We start from the raw sequence: 15,121 nt of genomic DNA, 5'->3' as shown, positions 1-15,121 counted from the left end.
CTTCCTTATCTCAGTTTGAGGGTAGACAGGCCCAGAATGGCCAGAATAGTGGCAATAATCCAGAACCGGACCACGATGGTTGGCTCGGCCCAGCCTTTTTTCTCGAAGTGATGGTGCAAGGGAGCCATCCGGAAGACCCGCTTCCCTGTCAGCTTGAAGCTGACAACCTGGACAATGACAGAAACGGTTTCCAGCACAAACAGCCCCCCCACCAAGGCAAGGACAATCTCATGGCGGGTCACGACAGCCACGCTGCCAAGTGCGCCACCAAGGGCCAGGGACCCGGTATCACCCATGAAAACCATCGCGGGCGGAGCATTGAACCACAGGAATCCCAGGCATGCACCGATAAGGGCGGCCAGAAAGACCGACAGTTCGCCCGATCCGGGAATGTGCTGGATCCCCAGATAGGTTGCGTACAGGTTTGATCCCACGAAATAGGCGATCAACGCAAAGACGCCGGCGGCTATCATGACCGGGACCGTTGCAAGCCCATCCAGCCCGTCGGTCAGGTTAACGGCATTTGACGAGCCGACAATGACAACCATGCCAAAAGGAAGATAGAACCAACCCATCTGGATCAGCACATTCTTGAAGAATGGAATGGTCAGTGCCGATGCAATGGATGGGTCTGTGATCGACATGATCCACCATGTTGCCACCCCGCCGACAGCACATTGTGCGACCAGTTTTATCTTGCCCGGAACGCCCTTTGTGTTTCGCTTGGTGACTTTCAGAAGGTCATCGATCATGCCAACCAGGCCATAGCCGATGGTGACCAGCAGGACAGCCCAGACATAGGAATTGGCCAGATCCGCCCACAGCAGGGTAGAGACCGTGCATCCCAGCAGGATCATCATCCCGCCCATGGTCGGCGTCCCTTTTTTGGTCAGGAGATGACTTTCCGGTCCCAGCTCCCTGATCGGTTGCCCTTGCTTCTGTTTGTGCTTCAGCCAGCGGATGATAGCCGGCCCGAAGACAAAGGCCACAAGCAGGGCTGTCAGCACAGCGCCCCCGGCCCGGAACGTAAGATACCGGAACAGGTTGAGAATACTGAGATCGCCGGACAGCTGGGATAGATAATAGAGCATCGTGTGGTCTTCTTGTGATCCTTGGGTAGCAAGAGGAAACGGGCGGGGGTTTCCGGTCAGGTCGCTTCGCTTACACTGTCGGTCATGGCCTCCAGAAAGGAGACAAGATGCCCCATCCGGGTGCTGAATGATCCCTTGACCATCAGAACGTCGCCATTTTTCAGGGCCGGGGCAATCAACGACGCCAGCGTTGCACTGTCAACGGCATGGGCGGCCTTGATCGGGGGGGGAAGGGCTTCATGCAGGTTCATCATCAGGGGTCCAGCGGTATACACCTGCTCTATCCCCAGTTCCACAATTTCCTTTGCCAGGGCGGCGTGCCGTTCCGGACCGGTTGGGCCCAGTTCGCGCATGTCCCCCAGTGCGGCAATGCGTCGTCCGCCCGGTCCGGGTTTTGCAACGGCAAGAGCATCAAGAGCGGCACGGACCGATGCCGGATTGGCGTTGTAACTTTCATCGATCAGCGTGATACACCCACGCTCATCGGGCAGGGGGATGATCCGGGTCCGACCCCGTCCCTGTGAGGGGACCAGCGTTGCCAGTGTGCGTGCGGCCTGCGTCGTATCCAGCCCCAACGCATGGACAACAGCAAGAGCGGCCAGGCTGTTGCGGGCCCAGTGTGCACCCGGTGCCCCGATGGTATAATTCAGTCCTTCCCGGTCAAGCCGTACAGAGACCTCGGTCTGCTCTGCCCCGATCACCAGGTCCAGAAGACGCACATCAGCCTCGCCGTGTTGTCCGAAGGTCAGGATGTTCAGGTTCAGATCCCGCGCCCGCGTTTCCAGGCGTTCGTAGAACGGATTGTCGCGGGGCAGGATGGCTGTGCCGCCAGTCTGTACGCCTTCCAGAATTTCGGCCTTGGCGTCAGCAATTTCAGAGACATCACGGAAGAATTCCAGATGGGCATCCGATACCCAGGTGATTACGGCAATGTCGGGCCGGGAGAGGGCTGTCAGGACGCGGAGTTCGCCGGCATGGTTCATCCCCATCTCGACGATGCTGTAGCGTGCATCGGCAGGCATCCGTGCCAAGGTAACCGGAACACCCCAGTGGTTGTTGAAACTCCCGAAGGCGGCATGTGTGGGACCGAAATTGCCCAGGATGTGCGCCAGCATGTCTTTGGTTGATGTTTTGCCGACACTGCCTGTCACGCCGATCACGCGGCCACCAAAACGGTTCCGTGCTTCCTGCCCCAAGGCATGCAGAGCCGTAAAGGTATCGGAGACCATAATCAGCTGGTCTGGATTGACGTCTGGTACCGCTTTGTGGACCAAGGCGCCGGCCGCACCGGATTCAAGAGCCTGCCTTACCCAGTTATGTCCATCAGAGTTGGGGCCTTTCAGGGCGATGAACAGATCACCGGGTGCTGTTGTCCGGCTGTCAATCGACAGGCCCGTGACCGGGAATGTTCCGCTGCTCTTGCCGTCGGCGGCCTTGGCAATGTCCGATGATGTCCATAGGGTCATGGTGTCATCTCCTGTAGCATGCGGGCTTTCAGGGCTTCCCGGGCAATGTGGCGGTCATCAAAAGGAAGCGTGATTGCGCCGATGGTTTGCCCGCTTTCATGCCCCTTGCCTGCCAGCAACAGCACGTCGCCTGCACGCAGCATGGCAATGCCGGTGCGGATTGCTTCGCCGCGATCACCGATTTCAACAGCGTCCGGGCACCCGGTTCGTGCGGCAGCCCGGATGGTGACCGGGTCTTCGGTGCGCGGGTTGTCATCTGTCAGGATGACACCATCGGCCAGGCGATGTACGACCTCACCCATCAGGGGGCGTTTGCCGGGGTCACGGTCACCACCGCACCCGAACAGAACGATCAATCTCCCTTGTGTGTGGGGCCTCAGGGCCAGTATGGCCTGTTCCAGGGAATCCGGTGTGTGGGCGTAGTCCACATATACAGTGGCTGTATCAGCGCAGCTGCCTACATATTCCAGCCGTCCCGGCACCCCGGTCAGGCGGGGGAGTGTAGCCACCGCTGCTGCCGGTGTGATGGAGCGATCGCAGGCCAGGACCAACCCAAGTGCAGCAAGACTATTCATCGCCTGGAAATGCCCGGTCAGGGGCAGGTCAACATCCATCCTGTTACCCAGGACATCCAGCGACAGGGCTTGTCCGCGTGGGCTGGCCCGGTTTTCAAGCAAGCGGATTTCATGCCCGTTTCTGCCATAACTCCAGACTCTGCGTCCGGCGTTACGGGTTGCGGCATCCAAGGCACCAAATTCCGGACTGTCTGCATTCAGGACAGCAAGGCCACCGGGCTCCAGTACCTCAGTAAAAAGGCGTGTCTTTGCGGCCCGATAGGCTTCCATCGATCCGTGATAGTCCAGATGGTCGCGGGACAGGTTGGTAAAAGCGGCGGCCTTGAGTCGCACGGCATCCAGGCGGAACTGATCCAGCCCATGGCTGGATGCTTCCAGGCACAGGAGAGAGCAGGACCGATCCGCCGCCATGGCCAGAAGGCGATGCAGGCTGACCGGGTCAGGGGTAGTCATGCCTTCTGTACAGTCAAAGTCAGGACCGGTCAGCCCCAGCGTACCCAAGCTGGCCGCCCTTTTGCCCAGAAGGGTCATGATCTGGCGGAAAAAGACAGCCGTTGATGTCTTCCCGTTTGTTCCGGTGACAGCGGTTGTTGTTTCGGGCTGGCGTGCATAGAAGGCAGAGGCCAGCCGAGCCAGATCGCGCCGGGGGTTGTCGGTTCCAAGAACAGGAATGCGGGATGCTTCACGAGGTGCGGCGGTGCCGTGTGCGGCAAGAATCGCCACGGCCCCCCGTTGAAGGGCATCGGCAATAAAATCCTGCCCGTTGGACCGGGTTCCGGGCATGGCAGCAAACAGGAAACCGCCTTTTACAAGCCGCGAGTCGGCCGTAATGCCAAGGATGTCTGTCCGGCAAGCCCTTTCATCCGGCTTCTGTATGCCAGCTTTTTCTGCCAAGTCACCGAGCAACATCAATACCTTCCTCTTCCACAACCGCTGTTCTGGCCACCCGGGCCTGGGCAGCTTTCATGGCCCTGACTTCAATCGGTTGGCCATTGACACGGGGCTGTATACCAAGAATGGGGCCAATTTCAGCAATGATCTCGCCGGCTGTTGGAACAACATTCCATCCCGATGTTGCAAAGCCCCATGTGGACTTCAGTCCTTTTGGCTCGTCCAGTGTGACAACCAGCGCATAGCGTGGATCATCCATGGGAAAGGCACCGGCAAAGCTGTTCATGTTGTTTTTGCGGTTGTATCCACCGGATGCAGAGATCTTTTCGGCTGTTCCTCCCTTGCCACCGACCATATAGCCGGGAACTTCGGCCTTGCGGGCCGTGCCATCCGTAATGACGGTCCGCATCAGTTTGCGCAGGGCCAGGGAGGTTTCCGTGCGCAGGACTTTCTGCGGTTGCGGATCACCGGCATCGCGTGGCAGCAGGGTGGGCTGAACCATGTAGCCGCCATTGACCAAGGGAGCCAGCCCCCTGATCATGCTGATCGGCGTGACCGCAATGCCATGGCCGAACGATATGGTCATGGTATTGATGTCCCGCCATGGCTGAGGGTACAGCGGGTGGCCCGTTTCAGGAAGTTCGATACGGGCTGCATCAAGAATGCCCAGCCTGCCAAGGAATTTCTTCTGGAATTCGGTTCCCAGCTGCATGGCCATCCGTGCCGAACCGATATTGGACGAGCGGGTCAGAATTTCGGCGACATTCAGCCGGCGGTTTTCACGATGTACATCGCGTATGGTAAAGCGTGCCACTTTCAGCGGATTGATCGTGTCGTAACTGTCCTGCAGGCGGATCTGACCGGATTCCAGGGCCATGGCCGTGTTTAACAGCTTGAAGATGGAGCCCATTTCATAAACGCCCAACGTGACCCGGTTGAAGCGGGCATTGGCATCAGATGCCCCGAAGTTTTCAGGCTGGTAGTCAGGCAGTGAAACCAGCGACACGATTTCTCCGCTGCGTACGTCCATGATCACGGCACTTGCCGCTGTGGCGCTGAACTTTTCCATGTTGCGCAACAGAGTGTGGCGGACGGCATGCTGGACCCTGGCATCCACGGTCAGGCGCAGCGGGATGGAGGGGTTCTGGCGCAGGGCTTCGTTGAAGGTCAGTTCGGTTCCGGCAATGCCGTTGTTGTCGGGGTCTGTGGCGCCAAGGACGTGGCTGAACAATGAACCCTGCAAATAGGCGCGCCGCTCGGCATTCTCGAAGAAGAGCCCGGGAATACCTTCGGAATTGACGCTTTGCTGCTGGCGTGGCGTCAGGTTCCGGTCAAGATAGACAAAGCGCCGACCAGATGTCAGACGGTTGAATACGTCGTGTCGGTTCAGGTGAGGCAGAACAGCAACCAGTTTGTCTGCCGCCTCGGCCGGGTTGATCAGTTTCTGGCTGTCGGCATATAGATTGACGGTTGGCAGGTTTGTGGCAAGAAGAAGCCCGTTCCGGTCCACAATGTCTGCGCGCGTGTGCGTAATAACATCGGTTCTCGCCACGGCCCTGGCCCTGTGCGAGATTGGGTGGTCAACAGCCCCCAGGACCATGACGTCGAACAGCCGGACACTGATTCCGCAGAAAGCCAGAGCAAACAGGCTGGCTGTAACCAGCATGCGGACGCGCCCGGTTTCCAAGGCTTGTTTGACTTCTCCTTCCAGGACCACGTGGGTTCCCTTCCGGTCAACGCCGGCGGATGGAACAAGCTCTTCCCCCGGGTACAGAAAAGGTGCGGCCTTCCGACGATGCGGGAACAGGCGGGCCATCATGCTATGGCTTCCCTGTTCTGGAGGAAGCCCGGGACCGTGGTGTATGTGATGGTGTCACGTCCGGACTGGAATGGTTGGCCAGTGTCGGGGAGAAGGTTCCCCGGTGTGCAGGATTTTCGGGCTGTTGCAGCGGCAGGTCGGTAATCTGGGCCATGGCCTGTCCATCCAGGATACCAAGGCCCAGCAGGCGCGACGCAAGGTCCGCAATACGGGCCGGATCGTTCAGATAAGCCCATTCGGCAGACAGAACGCGAATCTCGTTGTGCGTCTTGTGGATATCCCGGTTGAGTCCGGCCAGTCGGTCTTCCAGGTTCTGGACCTGGAATTTCATCAGAAACATGCCGACACTGACGGCCAGCACAAGAAAAACCCATAGTGCCGTGGTGCCGCGGATCATGCTGCACCATCCTGTGCGGGGCTATTGGTTCGGGTATCCACTCTCAGCTTTGCGGAGCGGGCCCGGGGATTCCGTTGTGCCTCGGCAGCCGAGCACTGTACGGCCTTGCGTCCTGACCCGACAAAGGTTGCGGGTGGGGGTGGTATTTCGCCTGGTAACAACCGTGAGACGCTTTTTGCAGAGCGTTCTGACAGGAAGGCCTTCACCTCGCGGTCTTCCAGGGAGTGAAAGGACACAATAGCCAGTCGTCCGCCGGGGGCCAGTATGGACTGTGCCCCTTCCAGACCGCGGCGCAGTTCACCGATTTCATCATTGACGAAGATGCGCAGTCCCTGAAATGTCCGCGTTGCCGGGTCTATCGTATCCTTGCCCTTGTGCACGACAGAGCGGACAATCTCGGCCAGTTGGCGGGTTGTCTGCAGTGGGCCGTTGTGGCGTTCCCGTACAATGGCCCGTGCGATGCGGCGCGAATGCCGCTCTTCGCCAAGGCGATACAGGATCGAGGCAATATCCTCTTCCTCAAAAGTATTGACTATGTCTGCAGCAGACAGACCGGCCTTTTCCATCCGCATGTCCAGGGGACCCTCGCGCATGAAAGAGAACCCTCGCCCCGGGGTATCGATCTGCATGGACGAGACCCCGACATCCAGGGTGACACCATCGACAAGGCCAACGCCGGCTTGTTGCAGCAGGGAGGCCATGTCACCAAAGCGGCCGGGGAGGAACAGGAAGCGGCCGGGATAGCGGGAGGCCAGATCCTCTGCGCGCGGTGCGGCTTCGGGGTCGCGGTCGATGGCGACAACGCATGTATCGCTTGAAGCCTCCAGAATGGCTTGACTGTAACCACCGGCACCGAATGTGCCGTCAACGTATGTTCCGCCACGGTGTACCTGCAAGCCATCCAGGACTTCGGTCAGCATAACCGGGATATGCAGGGCTGTTTCTGTTGTCATGGTTCAGTCCCCGCTGCCAAGGTGCAGGGACGGGCGGCGTTCCGCTGCCCGGCGCCGGATTTCGGCTTCGGCCTTCTTCAGGGCGGATGGTTCCCAAATCTGGAATGTGCGCCCCCGACCAACAAAAGCAGCCTCAGTCGACAGCCCCGCATGTTCGAGCAAATCCTCGGGGACCATGATCCGGCCTTCGGTATCGAAGGCGAGCTGGCGTGCAGATGCAAAAACAAGCTGGGCCATTTCATCCTGTTCAGGTGAGAAAATATCCAGCCGATCCAGGCTGGAGGCAATCTTTTCAAGGCGATCCATGCCCATGCCATCCAAGCAGGATGTCGTGAACGACGGGTAGCAGACAACACCGGCAAAACCTTGCCCTGTCAGGGACGATCGCCAGAGTGCCGGAACAGACACCCGTCCCTTCCGGTCAATCTTGTTGATGATCGTGGAAACGAAAAGCGACATCGCTTCCCGGGCCTTCCCATGGTTGGGCGGTGTGACCAGCACCGCAGGTGTGTCAAGAGCAACGCTTTCCGCCTTGGATACGCCCTGAGCGACAGTGAAGCCGGTGGCCGGAGTCCGTGCTGGGCGGGAAGCAATTATGGTATGTCATGGTATGTCATGGGATCACATGGGTGTCAACGACACCTACCCTGTGATAACGGGATTTGGCCACCGGGGAATAAAAGGCCGCATCCCGCACGAACGCTGACCTTTTTCATGAGCGTACAGGTTTTGTCGCGACGCATTTTATCGCGCAAGGGTTTCTTTTTGTGGATTATGCGCCTGAACGGCAGGGGGGAAGTGCCAGATGGCCTGTAAGCCGGGTTCTGTCCACGCACGGTCTGTGCGCTGGATGGTCATTCATCTGCGATGCCCGTTACCGGACACCTGGTGCGACCGACCCGGACGGCGGCCCGGAAAAGTGCCTGCCGCTTGGTGCGGCTGCCGTCCCTACTTGGTCTTGCTCCCGGTGGGGTTTACCATGCCGCCCCTGTTACCAGGGGCGCGGTGCGCTCTTGCCGCACCCTTTCACCCTTGCTGCTGCCAAGGCCGCAGCGGTCTGCTTTCTGTGGCACTGTCCCTGGGGTCGCCCCCGCCGGACGTTATCCGGCACCGTTTTTCCGTGGAGCCCGGACTTTCCTCCCCCCGCCATCATCAAAGGTGGCAAGGGGCGACCATCCGGCCATCTGGCGAACCGGACCATAGAGCGTTCCGGGCCGGGGTCAAGCAGAAACAGTCAATTCGGGGTTCCATGGCGCGGAACATAGTGTCCGTCACGCAGGCAGACAAAGTGGCTGTCAACGTCCGGGTGTTCAACGGGGTCACCGCTGTTGTCCTCGATCAGGCTTTGTTCGGAAACGTATGCGTGATAGGGGCCTTCGGTATTTTCTGCCAGAAGATGGTAGAAGGGCTGGTCTTTCGGAGGGCGCACCTCCTCCGGTATGGCCAGCCACCATTCCTCGGTGTTGGAGAAAATCGGGTCTACATCATAAACCACCCCGCGGAACGGGAAGATCCTGTGCCGGACAATCTGGCCAATTTCGAATCTTGCGTGGCGTATGTTCATCGTTCCCCGACAGGCAAGGGCCCGAATCCGGGCCGGTTACGGGATAAGATGTGCCCTGAAGAACGATGATACAGGATATGTCCACGGGGCCCGCAAGCCATGTGCGATCAGAAGTACGTGATCAGGATGCTTCCCGGGCACTTTTTATGGCCGTCATGAGCGTGTTGGTGTCTACGGCCCCGGGTAGAATCCGGTCGCCAACGACAAAAGCTGGTGTGCCGCGAATACCCAGTGCCGTTGCCAGGGCAATGTTCTTCTCCAGCGTTCCGGCAATGGACTTTTGCTTGATGTCCCGGTCAAGGCGCTTCATGTCCAGCCCGGCTTTCTGCGCTGTGTCACGGATGATGGCTTCGGTCAAGACGCCGCGGTGCTCCATCATGGCTGTATAGAACGACCGGTATTTACCCTGTATGTGTGCAGCCAAAGCGGCTTCGGCCGCATTTGTGGACATCGGGCCAAGAACGGGAAGTTCCTTGAAAACAATCCGCACATTCGGATCTTGCTTCAGCACCTCCATCAGGGGTTTGAGCATCCGCTTGCAGTACCCGCACTGATAATCGGAGAAGCTGACGATTGTTACGTCACCCTTGGCGTTGCCGAGAACCGGATCGGCTGTTGAGGCCACCAGCTCGGAACGGCGGGTTTCCAGGACGGAGCGCAGTTCGGTCTCTGCCTGTTCTGCCTGACGTGCCCGCAAGACGTCTATGGCCTCGGTAATGACCTCCGGATGTTCAAGCAGATAGGACCGGATTTCCCGGTGCAGCTCTGTCCTGTCGATCTGGGAAGAGGACCAGGTGGTTGTCGGGAAGGCAATGCCCACGGCGATCAGGCCGATAAGGCAAAGGGCAGGGCGACGAAGGAACGGGTACAGGGGCACTGGGGCGCTCTCCGGATTTGTGTTTCGGTGCGTGAGCAGAGTGGAAAGGCCTACTTCTTGTCAAGCTGGTTCTGGGCTTCCATCTTGATGTCTTGAAGCCTCAGCCACAGGGGATGGCTTTGCCCCAGCAGCTTTTCGGCCTTGCCGGCATGAAAGGATGCCTGCGATGGCTCACCGGTTTGCAGGGCATATTCGGCCAGGGCGTACGATGCCTGGCCTTCATTCCCGGTGCGTCCCCATGCTGTGCCAAGAAGTCTCCAGCCAAAACTGTTCTCCGGATCACGGGCCAGGGCTGTCCGCAAGACCTGTGCCGCTTCTTTCAGAGCTTCGGGTGATCCACTTTCAATCAGGGCATGGCCATAGCTTGTGGCGATCAGGGGTTCATTGGGCAGCAGCGAGACAGCCTTGCGATAGTTTGGCAGCCCTTCGGCAACACGCCCATTTTCCACCAGCATTTGCCCGCGCAGTTCATGAAAGTAGGGATCGGACGGATACTCTTTCAGAAGGCCGTCAATCAGGGGCAGGGACTTGGCCGTATTTCCACGGCGGAAGTAGGCGATGGCGCGGGCATAGCGTCCCGCGACAGATTGGTCTGTTTCCGGATATTTCTGCAGGGTGCGGCCCTGAGTTTGCAGAAAGGCAAACATCTTGGCCACCATTCTCTTGTGTGCGGCCATCTGTGCCGTTGGTGCATGCGTTGTTGCAGACGATTGCTCCACATGAGCGGCAACGGCAGATATGCGTTCTGCGTTCAGAGGGTGTGTCCGGACATAGGGATCCTGGTTGGCCGAGGCCAGGTATTCCTGACCTTCCAGAATATGAAAGAACTCCAGAAGCCCCTCTGCGGTTTGCCCGGTCTTGTCCAGGACCTTGAGGGCAAAGGCATCCGCTGAAGCTTCCTGTGTTCTGGAGAAAGAGAAATAGTTCCGGGTTGCCACGCTGGTTCCCAGTGATGTGACGGCCAGCCCAGCATCCGCCCGGCCTGATACGGCACCGATGGCAATACCTGCTGCCAGGGCTGCCAGGCTGGATATGCCGGCTTTTTCCAAGGCATCGATCCGGTTGACAATATGCCCTCCGGCAATATGTCCTGTTTCGTGGGCGATGACGCCAATCAGCTGTTCCGGGTTTTCGGTACGTTCCAGAAGGCCGGAGTGAATGTACATCCGTGATCCGGATGTAACAAAGGCGTTCAGCGACGGGTCATTGATCACCCGTATCCTGACACTGGCCGGTGGAATGCCGCCGGCTCGGAACAGTGGATCGGCATAGGAACGAATGATACTTTCTACTTCGGCATCCCGCAGGATGCCTCCACCCCGTCCGGCCAGGGCATTCCCCGGAACAACCGCCACGGCGGACAATGCCAGGACAGCGTATCGGAACATGCGAGTGATCGAGAAGAATATGTGCACAGTCTTGACCCCGGAAAGAGAAACAAAGCGTAGGGCGGGGATGTTTCCCCGTCAACGGGGGCTGTTTGTGGCGATGGTCATGACAGCCCTGGTTCCGGCCCTGTCCGGATGTTGGGATCCTGCCCGTGACCTGAAAACCGGAACAGTGGGTTATGTAAAAGGTTTTGCAGGCGGGATTGTGGCAGATGAGCCGCGGGCTGTTCTGGTCGGGCGTGATGTGCTGACAGCCGGCGGGTCAGCGGTTGATGCCGCTGTTGCTGCGGGTTTCTCGCTCGCTGTAACCCTGCCGTCATCCGCTGGTATCGGCGGGGGTGGCATCTGCGTGGTGCACGACCGGGCCCAAGGCAAAACAGAGGTGCTGGACTTCCTGCCCGGACAGTCTTCTGCAGCCGTGCCAGCCCTGCCGCGTGGCTTGTTTGCCCTGCATGCCCGCTATGGCCGTATGCGGTGGGAAGAAATTCTTGGCCCGGCGGAGCAACTGGCCCGGTTCGGGGAACCTGTTTCCAGGGCGCTGGCTGTTGATCTGGGCACGTATGGCGCCGGTCTGGTTCACGATTCAGCAGCGCGTCAGGTTTTTGCCCGGGGTACCGGCGAGCCGGTGCGGGCTGGCGATCATCTGACCCAAATGGATCTGGCGGCCTTTATTGGGCGGCTGCGCCGGAATCCGGCTGACTTGTATGGTGGCGTCCTGGGGCGTGAGTTTGTTGCCGCATCCAGGCGAGCCGGGGCTTCATTGACCCTTGAGCATATGCGGTCATGGAAGCCGCGCTGGGTCACCCCGGAATCTATCGTGAACGGGCACGATACTCTGTACACACCTCCGATGTCCGGTGCCGGTGGCAGCATTCATGATGCCTGGACCAAGCGTGCCGTTGCGCCCGTTTCTGGTCTGAACAGCGGTGGTACCGGTTTTGTGGTGGTTGATCCGTCCGGCTCAGCCGTGGCCTGTGCGTTGACCATGCGCAAGCCGTTCGGAACCGGGCGGATGGTCCCCGGTTTTGGAAGCTTCCTGACACCTGCGTCCGGTGGCGATACGCCTCTGGCGGTTGCGTTGGCCATCAATGACCATGTCAACGAATTCCGTTCCGGTATTGCGGCGGCGGGTGCCGGGGCCGCCGGGAATGCGGTTGCCGTCTTGTCGTCCGTGCTGGGGAAAGGCGGGGATGATGTCCTGCCGAAATCCGTAATGGCACTCTCTTCGTCAGCCCCTGGTCCGGCACTGGTCTCTGCCCTGCATTGTGAGCGCGGCTTGCCGCCTTGGCCCGGCTCATGTCGTGTGGCTGCGGACAGTCGCGGTGCCGGTTATGGCCTGCTGATCGGACGCCGTAGCGAATAGGCCCCTGTTTTATGTTGCGGGAACCCGGCCGGGCTGTTGCTCAGCCGGGTTTCTCGTGCGCCGGTACAAAGGCAAGGCGCCCTCCGGTCATCGGGCGGGGGCAGCCGGTTGTGCCGGGGAAGCTTTGCGGCAATCCTCTGATGTGGCGTACGGCCAGAAAGGCAAAAGCCTGCGCTTCCAGGGCATCGCCGTTCCATCCGACAGCTTCAACCGGATCAACGTTCCCAAGGGTTGCCCGCAGCCCGGACATCAGCGCGGGGTTGTGGCGTCCTCCCCCACAGACCAGCCATCGGGCTGGCGGTGTCGGCATCCAGCGCAGTGCGAGGTGGACACTTTCAACGGTGAATGCTGTCAGGGTTGCGGCGCCGTCAGCTGCACCCAGAGAGTTAACGTGGTGCATCATGCCCGAAAAATCGTCCCGGTCCAGGGACTTGGGGGGTGGCTTGTGGAACCATGGGTCATCCAGCATGGTGGCCAGGGCCTTGTGGTCAACGGTTCCGGCCTTGGCCAGGGTACCGTCGGTATCAGCCGGTATGCCGGTATGGCGCTGGGCCCAATCGTCGAGCAGGGCATTGCCCGGCCCGGTGTCAAACGCCATCAGGGGCCCATGGGGCGTGATGACCGTGGCATTTGCCACCCCGCCGATATTGAGCACCACCGTTGTATCGGCCACAGATCCCAGCAGGGCCTGATGATAGACCGGTACCAGTGGCGCCCCCTGTCCTCCGGCAGCGACATCGGCACTGCGGAAGTCAAAGGCAACCGGTGTACCGGTCAGGGCTGCCAGTCGCGCACCATCCCCGATCTGCCGGGTTTGTCGTTGCTGGGGCCGGTGCAGGATGGTTTGGCCGTGAAAGCCGATAATCCCGATGTCCTGCGCCTTTAGCCCGGCTTTCTCCAGCAGGGCCGATACGGCCCGTGCGTGTACGTCGGTCAAGGTTTTTTCTGCAAGCCGGACCTGTTCCGTGTTGTCTTTCTCCCCCAGAATCCCGCGCAGTGTATCGCGGAAACCATCCGGCCAGGGTTGGGTCAGGAAAGGGCCAAAAGCGTGGACCCGCTCACCATCGGTTTCGATCAGGGCGGCATCCACACCGTCCAGCGACGTGCCGCTCATCAGTCCCAAGGCGCGGCAGGGCAGGTGAAGCATTGCGGTTCCGGCTCCGTTGTCGTGTCTGGGCAGGTATGCTAAAGCTTGCCCCCTGACCTGATTTCTACCCCTGTTTTGACTGCTGTACAAAAGGAACCTGTCGATGAATACCGCTGTTTACACCCCCCGCTCTGAATTTCTTCGGGTGGTGAGCGAGCGGGGCTATTTTCACCAGTGTACCGACCTGGCAAACCTTGACAATGCCCTGTGCGCCGGGGTCGTGCCGGGTTATATCGGCTTTGACTGCACGGCCGACAGTTTGCACGTTGGTTCCCTGATCCAGATCATGCTTCTGCGCTGGCTTCAGAAGACCGGGCACAAGCCAGTGGTGCTGATGGGCGGCGGTACAACGCGTATCGGTGATCCCTCTGGCAAGGACGAAGCCCGTCGCCTGCTGTCCGATGAGCAGATTACGGCAAATATGGCCGGCATTCGTAAGGTGTTTGCCCGTTATCTGACGTTTGGTGATGCTGCCACCGACGCCATGATGGTGGACAACAATGATTGGCTGTCCGGTATCGATTACATCACGTTCCTGCGCGAGTACGGTGTCCACTTCACCATCAACCGGATGCTGTCCTTTGATTCGGTCCGTTTACGTCTGGACCGGGAACAGCCGCTAACGTTCCTGGAATTCAACTACATGATCCTTCAGGCGTATGACTTTTGCGAACTGGCCCGGCGGAAAGGGGTGCGCCTGCAAATGGGGGGATCCGACCAATGGGGCAATATCGTCAACGGGGTGGAACTGACGCGGCGTGTGCAGGGTGGTACAGAGTCGTATCGTGAGGTGTTTGGCCTGACCTCGCCGCTTCTGACGACAGCATCCGGTGCCAAGATGGGGAAATCAGCCAGCGGTGCTGTATGGCTGAACGAGGAGCGCCTGCCGGCCTATGACTTCTGGCAGTACTGGCGCAACACCGAGGATGCGGACGTCGGGCGTTTCCTGCGCCTGTTTACGGATTTGCCCCTGGGTGAAATTGCACGTCTTGAGTCTTTGCAGGGGGCTGAAATCAACGAGGCCAAGAAGATTCTGGCGGATGCTGTTACCGCCTTGGCCCGTGGTGATGAGGCAGCGGTTGCGGCCCGCCGTACCGCCGAGGAAACGTTTGAACGTGGCCGTGCCGGTGATGATCTGCCATCGGTGTCGCTGGATGGTTCTGCCTTGGACGCGGGCGTTTCTGTCCTTGATGTTCTGGTTGCAACCGGGTTGGCAGCATCCAAGGGCGAGGCCCGGCGTCTGGTGCGTGGTGGGGGTGTTCGCCTTAATGATACCCGCGTTGGGGACGAGGCCTTTTGTCTGACGCGGACGGATCTGGTGGATGGTGCTGTGCGTCTTTCGGCAGGCAAAAAGAAGCACGCATTGGTGCGTCTGGGCTGATTGCCTGCCTTTCGGGTGCGGTTGGATTCCGGCTTTTTGGCGGGGACCCAACCGCACGGTTTTGTCCTCCCGGATATTTTGCACTTTTAGGGCTTGATTGTATGCTTTCTTTCCGCTAACGTGTGTGTACAGCGCCGATTTGCTTCTCAGCTTGCGGGCGCTTAATAAATGCGGCTAAAGCGAGTGCACGGGAATACCCAAAGCGCCGC

General features: G+C 59.5%; 13 protein-coding genes and 1 other RNA gene. 2 read left to right on the top strand and 12 right to left on the bottom strand.

The annotated features are described in order from the left end of the window. Positions 1 to 5: 5 nt before the first annotated feature. The 11 genes from mraY to HEQ60_RS02840 form a co-directional block, all read right to left on the bottom strand. Complete coding sequence (gene mraY / locus HEQ60_RS02890; protein WP_066134785.1) at positions 6 to 1,091, bottom strand: phospho-N-acetylmuramoyl-pentapeptide-transferase; 1,086 nt, start codon at positions 1,089 to 1,091, stop codon at positions 6 to 8. A gap of 56 nt (positions 1,092 to 1,147) precedes the next feature. After that, the gene (locus tag HEQ60_RS02885) at positions 1,148 to 2,557 is read right to left on the bottom strand and encodes a UDP-N-acetylmuramoyl-tripeptide--D-alanyl-D-alanine ligase (RefSeq protein ID WP_168069322.1); all 1,410 of its coding nucleotides are present in this window, start codon (positions 2,555 to 2,557) and stop codon (positions 1,148 to 1,150) included. Then, positions 2,554 to 4,041, bottom strand: coding sequence for a UDP-N-acetylmuramoyl-L-alanyl-D-glutamate--2,6-diaminopimelate ligase (locus HEQ60_RS02880; RefSeq protein ID WP_168069320.1), 1,488 nt, complete (start codon positions 4,039 to 4,041; stop codon positions 2,554 to 2,556). The genes HEQ60_RS02885 and HEQ60_RS02880 overlap by 4 nt, the downstream gene beginning before the upstream one ends. Further along, the gene (locus HEQ60_RS02875; RefSeq protein ID WP_245183726.1) at positions 4,028 to 5,842 is read right to left on the bottom strand and encodes a peptidoglycan D,D-transpeptidase FtsI family protein; all 1,815 of its coding nucleotides are present in this window, start codon (positions 5,840 to 5,842) and stop codon (positions 4,028 to 4,030) included. Before HEQ60_RS02875 ends, HEQ60_RS02880 begins: the two co-directional genes overlap by 14 nt. A 1-nt stretch (position 5,843) precedes the next feature. Continuing rightward, complete coding sequence (locus HEQ60_RS02870) at positions 5,844 to 6,239, bottom strand: hypothetical protein (RefSeq protein WP_168069318.1); 396 nt, start codon at positions 6,237 to 6,239, stop codon at positions 5,844 to 5,846. Continuing rightward, positions 6,236 to 7,192, bottom strand: a complete 957-nt coding sequence (gene rsmH, locus HEQ60_RS02865) for a 16S rRNA (cytosine(1402)-N(4))-methyltransferase RsmH (protein ID WP_168069316.1) — start codon at positions 7,190 to 7,192, stop codon at positions 6,236 to 6,238. The genes HEQ60_RS02870 and rsmH overlap by 4 nt, the downstream gene beginning before the upstream one ends. A gap of 3 nt (positions 7,193 to 7,195) precedes the next feature. Further along, the gene (gene mraZ / locus HEQ60_RS02860) at positions 7,196 to 7,651 is read right to left on the bottom strand and encodes a division/cell wall cluster transcriptional repressor MraZ (RefSeq protein WP_168069314.1); all 456 of its coding nucleotides are present in this window, start codon (positions 7,649 to 7,651) and stop codon (positions 7,196 to 7,198) included. Positions 7,652 to 7,989: 338 nt separating this feature from the next. Next, an RNA gene (gene rnpB / locus HEQ60_RS02855) (RNase P RNA component class A) lies at positions 7,990 to 8,380 on the bottom strand. A gap of 46 nt (positions 8,381 to 8,426) precedes the next feature. Then, positions 8,427 to 8,756: a heat shock protein HspQ gene (gene hspQ / locus HEQ60_RS02850; RefSeq protein WP_066134807.1), complete on the bottom strand. Its 330-nt coding sequence runs from the start codon at positions 8,754 to 8,756 to the stop codon at positions 8,427 to 8,429. A gap of 121 nt (positions 8,757 to 8,877) precedes the next feature. Next, complete coding sequence (locus tag HEQ60_RS02845; protein WP_168069312.1) at positions 8,878 to 9,633, bottom strand: DsbA family protein; 756 nt, start codon at positions 9,631 to 9,633, stop codon at positions 8,878 to 8,880. Positions 9,634 to 9,683: 50 nt separating this feature from the next. Further along, positions 9,684 to 11,021: a M48 family metalloprotease gene (locus tag HEQ60_RS02840; RefSeq protein WP_168069310.1), complete on the bottom strand. Its 1,338-nt coding sequence runs from the start codon at positions 11,019 to 11,021 to the stop codon at positions 9,684 to 9,686. Positions 11,022 to 11,121: 100 nt separating this feature from the next. On the opposite strand from HEQ60_RS02840, the gene HEQ60_RS02835 reads away from it, so the two are divergent. Continuing rightward, entirely contained in the window at positions 11,122 to 12,384 is a 1,263-nt protein-coding gene (locus HEQ60_RS02835; protein WP_245183741.1) for a gamma-glutamyltransferase, read from the top strand. 40 nt (positions 12,385 to 12,424) lie between these two features. Here HEQ60_RS02835 and HEQ60_RS02830 read toward each other — a convergent pair whose 3' ends face one another. Further along, the gene (locus HEQ60_RS02830) at positions 12,425 to 13,531 is read right to left on the bottom strand and encodes an anhydro-N-acetylmuramic acid kinase (protein WP_168069306.1); all 1,107 of its coding nucleotides are present in this window, start codon (positions 13,529 to 13,531) and stop codon (positions 12,425 to 12,427) included. 103 nt (positions 13,532 to 13,634) lie between these two features. Between HEQ60_RS02830 and tyrS the strand changes: the two genes are divergently transcribed. Continuing rightward, positions 13,635 to 14,912 (top strand): tyrosine--tRNA ligase, encoded by a 1,278-nt coding sequence (gene tyrS / locus HEQ60_RS02825; RefSeq protein WP_168069304.1) that lies wholly within the window; start codon positions 13,635 to 13,637, stop codon positions 14,910 to 14,912. Positions 14,913 to 15,121: the final 209 nt, after the last annotated feature.

It is taken from the genome of Haematospirillum sp. H1815 (assembly GCF_012102705.1).
Taxonomy (GTDB): domain Bacteria; phylum Pseudomonadota; class Alphaproteobacteria; order Rhodospirillales; family Rhodospirillaceae; genus Haematospirillum.
Note: the sequence above shows the minus strand (reverse complement) of the source record. Positions and strands in the feature narration are given on the sequence as shown.